The sequence below is a fragment of the Martelella alba genome (assembly GCF_005217455.1).
In the GTDB taxonomy this organism is placed as follows: Bacteria; Pseudomonadota; Gammaproteobacteria; order Enterobacterales; family Enterobacteriaceae; genus Acerihabitans.
The window spans coordinates 1-13241 of sequence record NZ_SZPQ01000030.1; the positions used below are offsets into that span (position 1 = coordinate 1).

Sequence of the window (13241 nt, forward strand, 5' to 3'; positions counted from 1 at the left end):
GTCTGGCCTTTAAAGCCCAGACGGACATAGCTGTTATCCCCATCAATGGCGGTATTGTCGCTGAAATAATGCCGGGCGCGCACACTGCCGTACAGATCCAGCTTATTACCGTCATTATTGTAAATTTCAGCGGCATAAATGGTCGGCGTGATCAGTGCAATTAAAATACCGCATGCTATTTTCTTCATCATTATCCCCTATGACTACGCTTGTATTAAATGACAGAATGAGATGCTTAATGATCCTAAAAGATGTTAAATTTATAGTTGCGATCGAGGCCGCATGAGCCGGCTTATCGGTGAAACCCTATCGACAGGCTCAATATCATTTGCAAAACCATCATGGTTATTTGCTGGTTGCATCCGGGATAGCACTCAAACGCTCAAAGTAAACATGCCTATTTACCTTGATGGTTAATTTTTGCCTGCTTTATTTCGTGGGTTGTTATCGCTATCCTTCCGTTAACGATTGCTTTACCTCCTCTTCAATCATTTCCCAGATCTTATCGACGATAGCGCCGAATTCAGGCGTCCGCTTCAAATGCAATGTCCGCGGCCGCGGGAAAGGCACCGTGATGGATTGTTTCACTTTACCGGGGCGGGCGCTGAAAACCACGATACGGTCAGCGAGATAAACCGCCTCATCTATCTGATGGGTAATCATCAGCACGGTTTTACGGCTGTCCTCCCAGATACGCAACAATTCCGCCTGCATGATTTCCCGGGTCTGGGAATCCAGCGCGGCGAAAGGCTCGTCCATCATCAACAACTTCGGATCCATGGCCATGGCGCGGGCGACATTCGCGCGTTGGCGCATACCGCCCGAAAGCTGATGGGGATACGCATGCTCAAACCCCTTAAGACCGGCCACATCGATATAGCGCTGAACGCGCCGATGGGCTTCGCGTTTGCGGACCCCCGACAGGGTCAGGCCGTAAGCCACGTTATCAATCACTGATTTCCAGGGTAACAGGCAGTCGCGCTGGAAAACCATGGCGCGATCGGCGCCGGGAGCGGAGATGGTTTTACCATAAGCCTGGACATGGCCTGAAGACGCCTCCATCAGACCGCTGATGATACGTAATAACGTTGATTTGCCGCTACCGCTGGCGCCGACAATCGCGACAAATTCACCTTCCTCTATGGTGAGGTTGATTTCCTCCAATGCCAATAGCGACTTTCCTTGGTTTGTTTTGAAGGTTTTACTCAGCGATGAAATAGTTAATGCCGTTGAGCTCATACGTACCTCCAAGGCGCGAGACGTTTTTCTAAAACGCCCAGCAATAACGTCCCGATTAAGCCAAATATGCCCAGCACAAAGACATAAGCCAACAGTTTGGCGGTATCGAAGTTTTGCCCGGCGGCCATGATGGCATAGCCATAACCGGCGAACGAGCCGAAAAATTCCGCCACCACCACACCCACCAGCGCGCGTGCCCACGCAACGCGGATACCGCCGATGATAAACGACACCGCGTAAGGGAACGTCACTGTGTGGAAGACTTGCCAACCCGAGGCATTAAAGGATCGGGATGCTTCGATTAAATCCTTATCGGCGGCATTCAATGCGGATTCGGTGGTTACAATGATAGGAAAAAGCGCAACCATGATAATCAATATGATTTTCGACGCGTAGCCCAATCCCAGCCAGGCAACCAGCAAAGGCGCGATGGCAATGATCGGAATGGATGACAAGGCGGCAATGACCGGACCCAGCATAAGCGATAGCAGACGGCTGCTGTTTAATGCCAGTCCGATAAAAACGCCCAGCAGCACCGAGAGCGGGAACGCGACCGTCAGTGAAATACTGGTGGCCACGGTGTTGTCCCAAAGATGGCCCGAGCGGTATTCCTCCACCAGGGCATGCCATACCGCAACCGGAGAAGCCAGTAACATGGCATTATGAACCAGTGTCGTCGCTACCCATTGCCAAATGAGAACAATAGCCAAAATGGTCAGCGCCATACGGCATGTTGCCGGAGCGATGCCGTCTTGTTCCAGATAATTGAGCCAGCGTGATTTCATCAATAGTTACCCGAATACGTGGCTTTCGCCAATTTACCGAAACCGGGTTCACCGGTCACCACGCCGTCGCGATAGACCGAATGCCCGCGTACCCAGGTCTGCACCGGTTTGGCGCGCACCTGCCGGCCGGCATAAGGACTCCAGCCCACCAGACTGATGACGTCTTCATCACGTATTTCGTAACTGGCATCCAGATCAACCAGTACCAGGTCGGCATCATATCCCACGGCGATGTCGCCTTTATGGTGAATGCCAAAGATCTTGGCCGGCGCGGTGGCGCCCAGTTCCACGACTCTTTCCAAAGAAATATTGCCTTCCAGCGCCGCCGTAAAAAACATGCTTAAGTAAAATTGTATTGATGGCGTGCCGGTGTGCGCTTTCCAACCGTCCGTCCAGCCGATTTCTTTTTCTTCCCGCGTATGGGGGGCATGGTCTGTCGCCAGAATATCAATGGTGCCATCCTTAAGCCCCTCCCATAAACCCGGTACATTTTTTTCCGGTACCCAATAGGAAAGGGCATAGGAGCCCAATCGTTGAATCGCCGACCAGTCACAACCTAAAAACAGCGCCCAGGGGTTAAGCTCGCAGGTGACTTTTTGTCCGGCGCGTTTTGCCTGGCGGATCAGCTCCACGCTACCGGCGGTTTGCACATGCAGGATATGCAAATGGCAGTGGGAGGCTTTTTGCAGGCGCAGCAAGGTGGCGATGGCGGTTTCCCATATCACGCCGTCGTGGGCGGCATAGGCTTTGGCATACGCCAGGGCATCGCGCTCACCGCGTTGCCAGAATTCCTTTTCGATGACGTCCATTAACGATTGGTCATGGGGATGTACCATCAACGGGACATGGTATTTCGCGCACATCTCCATGATTTTCAGTATCTCGCCATGATCATGCACCCCAATCCCCGGCATATGCGGGTAGCTGCGTCCGGTATCCACCACCATGAAGATTTTGAATGCGGTAATGCCGGTTGCGGCCATGTGGGGAATCTCATCAATTACCGTGGGTGCGGGATTGAAGTTCCAGTCAACCAGCGAACCTTGTTCATATTTGGCGAATTGACGTTGGAGCAGTTCCAGCGTATTCGGCGGAGGGGCCACGTTCGGCATCCCGACGGTGGTTGTCACGCCCCCGGCAGCGGCGGCCATGGTGGCGGTACGGATGGTTTCTTTATATTCGAAACCCGGCTCGGAACCTTCGCGATGATGGCAATGCATATCGATAAACCCGGGTATCAGCGCTTTACCTTGAGCGTCGACAATATTTTCAGCATCCATTTCATCATCGGAGTCCGTGCTGTAAATACCGCAAATTTTCCCTTTATCGATTCCCACGCTCCCTTTAAAACGCGCGTGAGCGGTGATGATGTCAGCATTCTTAATTAGAAGTTCCATTTTTTCCTCTTTGATAAATTTGGTGCTTAAGCCGCAGAAATCTTCTTTGCCCTGATGACTGCTAAAACGTCGTCAATATATTTCTTGCTTAACCCTTGTGTGATGAAAACGATGCGAGAGATTCGTTCCTGGTCGACCTTGTCGTTTATTACAGTAGGGGGGTGAAATAGCCCTTGCACCACATGAATAACAATAGGTTTATCCTGATTTTTGATCCAGCAAATGCCTTTCACCCTGAGTAATTGTTTCCCGTGCGCCAACGTCAATGCATCCAGCCATGCGGATAAATGTTCCCAATGAAACGGCTCATCAATCGTCAAATAAAAATTGTTGATTCCATGGCTATGCTTGTCCTGCTGAAATGAAGCGATGGCGTGATGGACGGGTTTCCCCTCGTCAAGGGGCCGCCAATTTAACCAGGATGATATTTGGTCGCTTGAAATTCGCGACGAATAATCAATCCCGTTAAGTACCGACTCCGCCGCCGGCATTTGACTGTTCGAACTGAGAAAAACCGGCGCGCCGGGATTAACGGCGCGGCATCTTGCCAATGGCGTGTTCTGCTGTTCGGCGGGCAGCAAGTCAAGCTTGGTGATGACCACTCGATCGGCTAACGCCAATTGTTTGACCGCTTCCGGGTAAGTGTTCAGGGTATCGTCGCTTTTGACGGCATCCAGCGTGGTGACGACATTGCTCAACCGATATTTCGCCACTACCGGCTGAGTCATGAGCACTTGAATGACCGGTCCCGGCTCCGCCAACCCGGTGGTTTCGATGATGACTTTGCCAAAACGCCGGCAATCGCCGCGTTGGCGGCGTACAAATAATTCCCGCAACGTATCCACCAAATCGCCGGTCACCATACAGCATAAACAACCGGTCGACAGCTCAATGGTATTTTCATTGCTTGATGCTATCAATTGATGATCAATGCCAATTTCACCCAGTTCGTTGACGATGACGGCGGCATCCGCTAAAGCGGGTTCTTTGAGCCAATGATTGAGTAATGACGTTTTACCGCTGCCAAGGAAACCGGTTAATAACACTACCGGGATGCGTTCGTCGTGTTTTGCCTCAATTGCCATGGGCGATCGCCTCGACGAGTTTGGCATCCACATATTTATTTATTGAGAAGTCATTCAAGCCCGCACTTGACTTATCACCGTATTTTTCACCGATCTTGATGATATTGGTCAGACCCTCGGGATTAACCCGCAAGCCTTTGCCGATTGCCTGATGCTGCTGAATGATAAAATCATAAGATTTTTCGCAGATATCTTTCGGCGTTGATGTGTAAGTTGATAATATATCGATGGCCTGTTGCTTATTTTTAGGGTCATACAGCCATAAGGTTGCCTCTTTTAATGCCAGGGCCATTTTCTCGGCCGTATCACGATGTGAGGCCAGCCAGTTTTTGTTATAAACCAGTGCCGTCTCGATATAGGGTTCGGAGTACACATCGACGATTTTCATGCCGCGGCTGCTGGCCATGCTATCGAATGGCGCGATAAGCAAGGCGCCTTTGATTTGGCCGTTCTCCAGAGCAATAATGCGATCTTTCGAGTTGGTCAATGCCAGAAACTTTACCGAATCGGGGTCAACGTGATTGTCGGCGAGTTGCATGCGCAGTAAATCCACTGTGCCGCCTTTCAACGCGCCGGCGGAAACGACCGATCCTGATAGAGACTTCACATCCGGTACATTTTTGGCCACGACCAGATGCAAAATGCTTTTCTCAATGATCGATCCGGCGATGGTAATCGGCGCCCCTTTGTCAATGGCGGTAAGCGTAATGTCTCCCAACGCGGCCCCGGCATCGGCGCTGCCGCTGGATACCGCCTGGACCAGTGCCGGGCTTGAGCCTACCAATAGCTCTCTGACAGAGATGCCATGCTTGTCATACATGCCTTCCGCTTTGGCCACCGCATGGGGCCACAGCAGAGCACTGGGGGCCAATACCGCGAAACGCACTTCGGCCTTGGCATTTTCGGCGAAAGCGGAGGGCGCACAACCCAGGCTTAATAGCGTAATTATCTGAAAAGTCAGTCGTATTGAGCGTAATATGGCGGTTTTCATTATCTGGATCCCCGATGAGTGAATAACGTCCAATCTAGATAGGGTCTGCAAAATTGTCAATAATAGTCAATTAGACATAATGATCTCCTATGACGAAAGTCGAGATTTTGCCATTATGATCCGTTATAAGAGAGGGTAGGGGACGTGATGGCGATGATAAGCGGCGCACCTGGCGGCATCTTCAGACGGCTCGCCGACGATACAATGATCCGATTTTATTTGTGAAGGACTCTCAGATGAGTTATGTCAAGAATGGACTGGCGAGGACTCTGCGGATCCTCGAACTTTTTGAACGCGACTGGCTGGTGATGACTATCGAGGATATCGCCGCGGAGCTGGGCGTCCAGCCACGAACGGTTTATCGTGATGTTAAGCAATTGAAAGAGGCCGGTTTTCTTGATCCCGTGTCGAATGCCGGCTATACCCTGGGGCCGGCGTTCGTGCATTTCGATTGGCTGCTGCGCAAGAGCGATCCTTTGATTCACTATGCGATGCAGCCCATGAAAGAATTGCTCGCCAGCAGTTCGCCAAGCGCGACGGTGGTGTTGTGTCGCCGTTATAAGGACTGCGTGATGTGCGTGTATGAAGTCAGCGGCAACGAACCGCATATGTTGCCCGCCTATGAGCGCGGCGTGGCCCTTCCGTTGTTCAAGGGCGCGACGTCCAAAGTGATTTTGGCCCATCTTTCTCCCCGCGGCCGTCAGCGTATCTATCTGGAAAACGAGGATGTGATAAAGTCCAAGGATCCGGCGATTAATTGGAAGACGTTTTCCGCGGAACTGGCCAAAACCCGGGCCAACGGTTACGAAATGACGTTTTCGCAAATGAAGGAAGGCAATATCGGTATTGCCTCGCCGATTTTAACCGCCGGCCAGGTTGCCGGTAGCGTATCGTTGATTTTTGAGGCGCGTGACAAGCATTTGCCCGCGAGCAGCCACGAAAAAATGATCAGCTTGGTAAAAGCGTGCGCCCAACGGATTTCACAACAGCTTTCGCAGGCCCCGGCCTTTCATATCGCCAGAGAATGATCAGGTTCCGGGTGCGCGCCGCACCCGGAATACCCCGCGATGTGGCGATACACACGACCTTCCGCCACGTTTCCCAGGGAATTGCGCGTTATTCCTTCACCGTGTCTTCCAGGAAGAAGCGGCCGAGAGGATTTTGGTGGAATCCCTTGATGTTTTTACGGCTGACATTCCGATAAGGACTGTAGTAGAGATCAATCCAGTTTACGTCGGCTTTGGCCATCTTTTGCAAATCAATATACATCTGCTCGCGTTTGCTCGGGTCCATTTCCACGCGGGCGGCGGCCACCAGCGCTTTGACCTGGTCGTTATGGTAACGGGTCATATAATCCATATTCGCGTCCTCGCCCAAGACAAAGGTGGTCTTCTGATCCGGGTCCAGGATGTCATTGGTCCAGTACATGACGGAAATATCGTAATCGCCGGCCACCAGCATATCCCAGCTCTGGCTTGGGTCGACCTTTTGCAAATTGACCTTCACGCCGGCTTTCGCCAATTGCTGTTGTAACAGGATGGCGATTTGTTCGTCCACTTCATCGCCGGCGTTGACCACATAGTTAAGGGTCAAATTGCTTGCGCCGGCGTCTTTCAGCATTTGTTTCGCTTTTTCCGGGGAGTAGGGGCGGCGCAGGTTATCCTCATAGTGGTATAAGGCCCCGGCGGGAATATACGAATTCGCCACCTGACCATAGCCGAAGGTTACTGTTTTGACGATGGCGTCTTTATCAATGGCGTAGTCCAGCGCCTGGCGTACCGCCACCTGACCCAATGCGCCGTGGGAGTGGTTGATCAGCAAGTGATCCTCCCGGGTCGAGGGGTCCAGCTCCACCTTCAGGTTAGGGTCTTTTTGCAGCGAGGCGATACGGGAAAACGGCACGGTCAGCGCGGCGTCCAACTCTCCGGCCTGCACTTTGAGCATTCGGGTGTTGTCGTCCGGAATCGTCAGCCAGTCCACTTCATCGAGGCTGACGTTTTTCGCCTGCCAGAAATAGGGGTTTTTCACCAGAACGATTTTCTCGCCGCGCGCCCATGATTTCACACTGAACGCGCCGGATCCAACGGGCTTTTCCGCGAAAGCTTCTTCTCCTTCCGTCTTCATGGCTTTTTCGGAAATAACGGAAGCGTTGGGTAACGCCAGTTGCGACAAAAAGGGGGCGGAAGGGGATTTCAGCGTTACCACCAGCGTATGGGGATCGGCGGCGACCGCCGTGGCGATAATACTGTAGGAATCGCGCCACAGCGATCCTTGGTCATCACGAATGCGTAGCAGGCTGAAGGCGGCATCGCCCGCCGTAACCGGGGTGCCGTCGGAAAACCGGGTGTCGCGGATTTTAAAAGTATAGACCTTGCCGTCAGGGGAAACGGTCCAGCTTTCCGCCACGCCGGGCTCCAGTTTGGTGCCGCTCTTATCAACACGCACCAACGGATCGAACACATTGGAAAAAACCCAGTTGTCGGCGTTCTGAGCGGATTTTATCGGATCGAAGGTGGTACTGTCCTCACGCCGGCCGATCGTCAGCACACCGGCTGCTTGCGCTATCTCGCCGGTGATGCTAAGTGCCAGAAATACCACGGCCGCCGCTAACTTAACGTGCTTGCGCTTCATGCAATCTTCCCCCAGTTAATGGAAAAACAGTGTCTTTACCCACGTGCGACAGCACGCAGGCATAAGAGTGATCGGCAATATGCCGGGTTTGCGGTGGTGCGCCGACGCGGCATTGCGCCTGCGCGTGGGGACAACGCGGATGGAACGCGCAGCCCGGTGGAATAGCGATGGGACTGGGGGGATCTCCCCTCAGGGGTTGGTCCGGTAATGGCTTGTCCGGGTCAATTTCCGGGATAGCCGCCACCAGGGCGGCGGTATACGGATGACGAGGATGGGAAAAAACCGCCTCGCACGGCCCTTCTTCAACGATCCTGCCCAGATACATTACCGCCACCCGATCGCACAGATGGCGCACAATCGCCAGATCATGCGCGATGAACAGGATCGCCAACCCCATTTTTTCCCGCAGATCCATAAGCAGATTAATGATCTGTCCTTGAATGGAGACATCCAGCGCCGCCACGCATTCGTCCGCTACAATCAATTTCGGCTCCATGGCCAGCGCCCGGGCGATCCCCGCCCGCTGGCATTGTCCGCCGCTTAAGCCGGCCGGCTTGTGCCCGGCGTGCTCGGGGCGTAGGCCCACCAGCGTGAGCAGCTCCGCCACGCGCGCCGGCACCGCGCCGCGCGGCACTTTATTATGGACCCGCAACACTTCCGCAATGCTTTCGCCGAGAGTCTGGCGGGGATTCAGGGATGAGAAGGCATCCTGAAATATCATGGCGGTATGGCGGCGCAGGCGCGCGACATCGCTTTTCAATCCATGGGTGATGCGGCGCCCCTCGAATCGCACTTCGCCTTGCGTGATCCGTTCGAGCTGCAGCAGCGCCCGTCCAAGCGTGCTTTTACCGCTGCCCGATTCACCTACCAGACCAAGGGTTTCGCCGGCGTGGATCGCCAGCGATACCTGGTTGACCGCATGTACGGCGCGGCGGCGGCGCCCGAAACCGCCGCCCATCGGAAAGACGACCGAGACTTCATCGGCTTCCAGCAGGGGTTGTCGTGTGGCTATCCCCATCATTCCTCCCGGTGCGCCAGCGGCGCAAGCGCGTGATGGCATGCCACCCTGTGCGTCAGGCTGTTTTGCCTATAGTGCCGGGGCGGCTGCAACCGGCGACAAAGGTCATCGGCATAATGGCAACGGGGGTGGAAACGGCAACCCGGGGGAAACTGTTCCGCCACGGGCGGCTGGCCGGTAATGGTCGTCAGCCGTCCCCCCGCGCCCCCGCTCGCCGGCTGGCAATCAATGAGTCCGCGGGTGTAGGGATGCAACGGCGAGGATAAAACTTCACGCTTGCCGCCCGTCTCGCACAGACGGCCGCCATACATCACGGCGATGCGATCGCAGGTTTGCGCCACGACGCCAAGATCGTGAGTGATCATAATGACCGCCAATCCCAGTTGTTCCCGCAAGTCGCTCAGTAAACGCAAGATCTGCATTTGCACGGTGACATCCAGCGCGGTGGTGGGTTCATCGGCGATAAGCACTGCCGGTTCCGGCGCCAATGCCACGGCTATCATGGCGCGTTGGCGCATCCCGCCGGAGAATTCATGGGGGTAGTTCTTGATGCGGTTTTGCGGGTCCGGGATGCCGACCTGGCGCAGCAATGCCGCGTCTTCCCGCGCCTGGCGGCGACTCGCGCCGAAGTGCCGCCGGCGGCTTTCGGCAATATGCTCGCCAATGGTCATGACCGGATTCAAATGGCTGGCGGGGTTTTGAAAAATCATGCCGATTTCCCGCCCGCGAACGGCGGACATGTGTGCTTCGCTAAGCGCGAGGATATCGCGTCCGGCCAGTAGCGCCTGGCCGCCGGTAATGCTTAACCGCGACCCGGGCAGCAAGCGCATCAACGCCCGGCAAGTCACGGTTTTGCCTGAGCCGCTTTCGCCCACCAGGCCAAGCATTTCTCCGGCATGGAGATGAAATGAAACATCATCCACCAGGGCGATATCCTGTCCGCTGGCAATCGAGAGATGAGACACGGCCAATAAGGTCATACGCGTTCTCCCAGCTTATCGCCCAGGCCGTCGGCCAGCAGGCTGAAACCCAAGGCCAGAAGCACAATGGCCGCGCCCGGGAAAGTGGTTATCCACCAGGCGGTGGTGATAAAGCTCTGCCCCTCCGCCACCATAACGCCCCACTCGGCGGTGGGCGGTTGAACGCCCAGGCCCAGATAGCTCACGGCGGCGCCATTGAGTAGCACCAGAACGCAATCGGACATGGAAAACACGATGGCGCCCGCCAGGGCGTTCGGCAGTAAATGACGAAATAAAATACGGGTATGCCCATACCCCAGACTGCGGGCGGCCAGGACGAAATCCCGCTGTTTCAGGGTAAGAACCTGGGCGCGCACCAGTCTTGCATAAGATACCCAACCCACCATGGCCATCGCGATATAAAAACTGCCTAACCCCGGTCCCAGCACGGCGATAATCGCCAACATGAGCACCAGAAAGGGAAACGCCAGCACGATATCGATCACCCGCATCACCGCCGCATCCGCCACGCCGCCCAGATATCCGGATAACGCGCCCAGCGTGGTACCGAGCGTAAACGGGAAAATCACCCCTAAAAAGCAGATCTGCAAGTCCACCCTGGCCGCCCACAGCACCCTGGAAAAAATATCGCGGCCGAAATTATCGGTGCCGAACCAATGCGCGCCTCCCGGCGGCAGTAAGCTGGCCGCGGCATCCTGCGCCACCGGATCGAATGGCGCGATCCACGGGGTAAAACAGGCGATGACAAGCCATACACCGATAATGGTAATGCCTAGATTCAATGCATTGCGCCGTGGCAGGCAGCGGCGATGCAGGGCGGCCATCAATGCCGTCGCGCTCATAATTTCACCCTCGGATCCAGCGCCACCGTCAGCACATCGGCCGCCAGATTGACCGTCACCGTGGCGAGAGCGAACATCAGCACCACGCCCTGGACCACCATGTAATCGCGACTGAAAATGGCTTTTACCAGCAACTGCCCCAGACCGGGAATAGCGAAAACGCTTTCGATGACCACGGTGCCGCCAATCAGCCAACCAATATTGACAGCCAGTAAATTAAGGGTCGGCACCAGCGAGTTTGGCAACACATGGCGCCAGAAAATCCGATTTTCCCGTTGCCCGCGCGCCCTGGCGGCCACGACATAATCGCCGCTCATCTCAATTAGCAGGCTGGCCCGCAGATTACGTATGAGAACGGCGGAAAGGGCGAGGGCCACTGTCAGACAAGGCAACGCCATATGCCGTAATTGTTCGGCAAAATCATCGCCGTAACCGGATACCGGGAACCAGCCCAGCTTCACGCTAAATAAAATGATCATCATGATCCCCAGCCAGAATGCCGGGAAACCCAATCCGGCGGTGGTGAATATCCGGATGATCAAATCGGCGGCGCGCCCGCGACGGCGTGCGGCCAATGAGGCCAGCGGCACTGTCAGGATGAGGGTGAGCGCCACACTGCCCGCCACCAGCCAAAGCGTCGGCTCAACGCGAGACCCGATCAGTTTTAGCGTATCCACGCGGTAGACAATGGATTTGCCCAGTTCCCCCCGCAGCAGGTTGCGTAAAAAAAACAGGTATTGCATCCACAGCGGTTCATCCAGCCCAAATTGCGCGCGGATACGGGCCAGCGCCGCCGGGGTGCTGCGCACGCCCAGCAGGATGCGCGCCGGATCGCCGGGAATGGCGCGCACCATGGCGAACGTCATGACGCTGATGCCGAACAACACCGGTAATAACTGTAACGGGCGATACAGCAGAAAACGGTAACGGTGCATCACACGCCTCCCGCAGCGCGCGGAAACGCGGGAAAATCGAACGGCCTCGGATGGCGGATTGGCCTCTGGGCATAAACCCGGCGTTCGCCGAGATTGACATGCCAAGACCGTGAAATGAGCGCGTCCGCCAAAGCCGGTTTCATCTTTATGGCGCAGGCGTGGGGCAAGTCTTGCACCAAATGCGGCACGGGCACCGGCGGGACCCCCACCTGCGGGGAGCGGATTGCTCCCACGCGGGCGCGATGGTCCCCAAGCGTGATGTTATGCCATCGATCAAGCTGTATCGCATTGCACATACGTTTTTCCTCGTCCACCGACGCCGTCGGCCGCCGGTGTTTCCTTTACGCTAACGGCTTAGCGAATGGCTGGGTAGTTAGTAAAAATACTAGTTTTACCGTCAGACAACGTTCATCTGGTCCGCAACGGGGCGGGTCAAATCAAGAATGGCATCGTAATTGCTTGTTTTGGCGATAGCCATGGGCGGGAGAGCGCAAGCCTTGCCCCGCCGAACGGCGTTTAACGTGGAGGGGATGATATGCGGTTGGAGATCGAACACCCCGGCGCATCGCCCGCGAACAGGTTGGACGATGCCTTCGCCGGATTGTTTCATCAGACGCGCGCGCTGGGATTCGACGCGGTCATTTATGACTATACGCCGGTTCCCCGTTCTCTGGAGGGAGAACTTATCACGCCGTCATTGCTCAAAATGCACAATGTGCCGGATGATATGCGGCAGCTTTGGTGCGAGCGGGGGTATTACCAGGTGGATCCGGTACAGCATTGCGCGCTGGAAAATTGCGCGCCCTTTGTCTGGTCCTATCAACATCCCGACCTGAGCGTACTGCGCGGCAAATTGGCCGATGAGCATCAGCCGGTGACCCATTATATGCGGGATCACGATATGCCTTGCGGCGCCACGGTGCCTCTCCATTTGCCCCGCGGCGGCTTTGTGACCCTGACCGGCATTCTCGCCGGCCAACGGCGGGAGCGGGATATCACCGACACCCTGGCGCAGCTCACGTTTCTTGCCCATCGTTTCCAGGAATCCGCGTTTCCCTTATTTGACGACGCCATGCGGGTCTGCCGGTATGTCAAACTCAGCCAACGGGAACGGGAGTGTCTGGCCTGGGCCGCCGAGGGGCTGACCGCCAAACAGATCGCCCGTAAGATGCACCGTTCAGTGGCGACCGTCACCCTGCATCTCAATACCGCCGCCAAGAAACTCGGCGCGAGCAATCGGGTACAGGCAGTGGTCCGCGCGTTGCATTACCGCTTGCTGGACAGTTAAGAACTAGCATTTTTGCTAGTGTTCACCGCCGCTGACGGCGTTTTACCCTG

The 13241-nt window shown here is 55.5% G+C and carries 13 protein-coding genes; 2 read left to right on the forward strand and 11 right to left on the reverse strand.

The genetic code is table 11. The features are described 5' to 3' along the window. The 6 genes from FCN80_RS18270 to FCN80_RS18295 form a co-directional block, all read right to left on the reverse strand. Positions 1-191 (reverse strand): porin (locus tag FCN80_RS18270; RefSeq protein ID WP_306767898.1); only part of this gene is annotated, 191 nt, incomplete at its 3' end. A 259-nt stretch (positions 192-450) separates the two neighbouring features. Continuing rightward, on the reverse strand, positions 451-1239 hold the full coding sequence (locus tag FCN80_RS18275; RefSeq protein ID WP_136991605.1) for an ABC transporter ATP-binding protein: 789 nt from the start codon (positions 1237-1239) through the stop codon (positions 451-453). After that, positions 1236-2024 carry an ABC transporter permease gene (locus tag FCN80_RS18280; protein ID WP_136991606.1) on the reverse strand — a complete coding sequence of 263 codons (789 nt, stop codon included), beginning with the start codon at positions 2022-2024 and terminating at the stop codon, positions 1236-1238. Before FCN80_RS18280 ends, FCN80_RS18275 begins: the two co-directional genes overlap by 4 nt. After that, complete coding sequence (locus FCN80_RS18285) at positions 2024-3421, reverse strand: dihydroorotase (RefSeq protein WP_136991607.1); 1398 nt, start codon at positions 3419-3421, stop codon at positions 2024-2026. The genes FCN80_RS18280 and FCN80_RS18285 overlap by 1 nt, the downstream gene beginning before the upstream one ends. A gap of 26 nt (positions 3422-3447) precedes the next feature. Further along, positions 3448-4506, reverse strand: a complete 1059-nt coding sequence (locus tag FCN80_RS18290) for a CobW family GTP-binding protein (RefSeq protein WP_136991608.1) — start codon at positions 4504-4506, stop codon at positions 3448-3450. Beyond that, positions 4496-5497 (reverse strand): ABC transporter substrate-binding protein, encoded by a 1002-nt coding sequence (locus FCN80_RS18295; protein ID WP_136991609.1) that lies wholly within the window; start codon positions 5495-5497, stop codon positions 4496-4498. The genes FCN80_RS18290 and FCN80_RS18295 overlap by 11 nt, the downstream gene beginning before the upstream one ends. Before the next feature lie 236 nt (positions 5498-5733). Here FCN80_RS18295 and FCN80_RS18300 point away from each other — a divergent pair, with 236 nt between their 5' ends. Continuing rightward, positions 5734-6525, forward strand: a complete 792-nt coding sequence (locus FCN80_RS18300; protein WP_136991610.1) for an IclR family transcriptional regulator — start codon at positions 5734-5736, stop codon at positions 6523-6525. A gap of 88 nt (positions 6526-6613) precedes the next feature. Here FCN80_RS18300 and FCN80_RS18305 read toward each other — a convergent pair whose 3' ends face one another. Genes FCN80_RS18305 through FCN80_RS18325 form a run of 5 tightly spaced genes read right to left on the reverse strand, consistent with a single transcriptional unit; the run spans position 6614 to position 11903 of the window. Further along, positions 6614-8128 carry an ABC transporter substrate-binding protein gene (locus tag FCN80_RS18305; protein ID WP_136991611.1) on the reverse strand — a complete coding sequence of 505 codons (1515 nt, stop codon included), beginning with the start codon at positions 8126-8128 and terminating at the stop codon, positions 6614-6616. Beyond that, positions 8109-9149: an ABC transporter ATP-binding protein gene (locus tag FCN80_RS18310; RefSeq protein ID WP_306767899.1), complete on the reverse strand. Its 1041-nt coding sequence runs from the start codon at positions 9147-9149 to the stop codon at positions 8109-8111. Before FCN80_RS18310 ends, FCN80_RS18305 begins: the two co-directional genes overlap by 20 nt. Then, positions 9146-10126, reverse strand: a complete 981-nt coding sequence (locus FCN80_RS18315) for an ABC transporter ATP-binding protein (protein ID WP_136991613.1) — start codon at positions 10124-10126, stop codon at positions 9146-9148. Before FCN80_RS18315 ends, FCN80_RS18310 begins: the two co-directional genes overlap by 4 nt. Further along, on the reverse strand, positions 10123-10968 hold the full coding sequence (locus FCN80_RS18320; RefSeq protein WP_136991614.1) for an ABC transporter permease: 846 nt from the start codon (positions 10966-10968) through the stop codon (positions 10123-10125). The genes FCN80_RS18315 and FCN80_RS18320 overlap by 4 nt, the downstream gene beginning before the upstream one ends. Further along, complete coding sequence (locus FCN80_RS18325) at positions 10965-11903, reverse strand: ABC transporter permease (protein WP_136991615.1); 939 nt, start codon at positions 11901-11903, stop codon at positions 10965-10967. The genes FCN80_RS18320 and FCN80_RS18325 overlap by 4 nt, the downstream gene beginning before the upstream one ends. 535 nt (positions 11904-12438) lie before the next feature. On the opposite strand from FCN80_RS18325, the gene FCN80_RS18330 reads away from it, so the two are divergent. After that, positions 12439-13191 (forward strand): LuxR family transcriptional regulator, encoded by a 753-nt coding sequence (locus FCN80_RS18330; protein WP_136991616.1) that lies wholly within the window; start codon positions 12439-12441, stop codon positions 13189-13191. Positions 13192-13241: the final 50 nt, after the last annotated feature.

Excerpts from the sequence above, each read along its gene's own strand:
- FCN80_RS18310 (WP_306767899.1), bottom strand. The coding sequence starts at position 9,149 with ATGATGGGGATAGCCACACGACAACCCCTGCTGGAAGCCGATGAAGTC.
- FCN80_RS18300 (WP_136991610.1), top strand. The coding sequence starts at position 5,734 with ATGAGTTATGTCAAGAATGGACTGGCGAGGACTCTGCGGATCCTCGAA.
- FCN80_RS18320 (WP_136991614.1), bottom strand. The coding sequence starts at position 10,968 with ATGAGCGCGACGGCATTGATGGCCGCCCTGCATCGCCGCTGCCTGCCA.
- FCN80_RS18330 (WP_136991616.1), top strand. The coding sequence starts at position 12,439 with ATGCGGTTGGAGATCGAACACCCCGGCGCATCGCCCGCGAACAGGTTG.
- FCN80_RS18315 (WP_136991613.1), bottom strand. The coding sequence starts at position 10,126 with ATGACCTTATTGGCCGTGTCTCATCTCTCGATTGCCAGCGGACAGGAT.
- FCN80_RS18275 (WP_136991605.1), bottom strand. The coding sequence starts at position 1,239 with ATGAGCTCAACGGCATTAACTATTTCATCGCTGAGTAAAACCTTCAAA.
- FCN80_RS18290 (WP_136991608.1), bottom strand. The coding sequence starts at position 4,506 with ATGGCAATTGAGGCAAAACACGACGAACGCATCCCGGTAGTGTTATTA.
- FCN80_RS18305 (WP_136991611.1), bottom strand. The coding sequence starts at position 8,128 with ATGAAGCGCAAGCACGTTAAGTTAGCGGCGGCCGTGGTATTTCTGGCA.
- FCN80_RS18325 (WP_136991615.1), bottom strand. The coding sequence starts at position 11,903 with ATGCACCGTTACCGTTTTCTGCTGTATCGCCCGTTACAGTTATTACCG.
- FCN80_RS18295 (WP_136991609.1), bottom strand. The coding sequence starts at position 5,497 with ATGAAAACCGCCATATTACGCTCAATACGACTGACTTTTCAGATAATT.
- FCN80_RS18285 (WP_136991607.1), bottom strand. The coding sequence starts at position 3,421 with ATGGAACTTCTAATTAAGAATGCTGACATCATCACCGCTCACGCGCGT.
- FCN80_RS18280 (WP_136991606.1), bottom strand. The coding sequence starts at position 2,024 with ATGAAATCACGCTGGCTCAATTATCTGGAACAAGACGGCATCGCTCCG.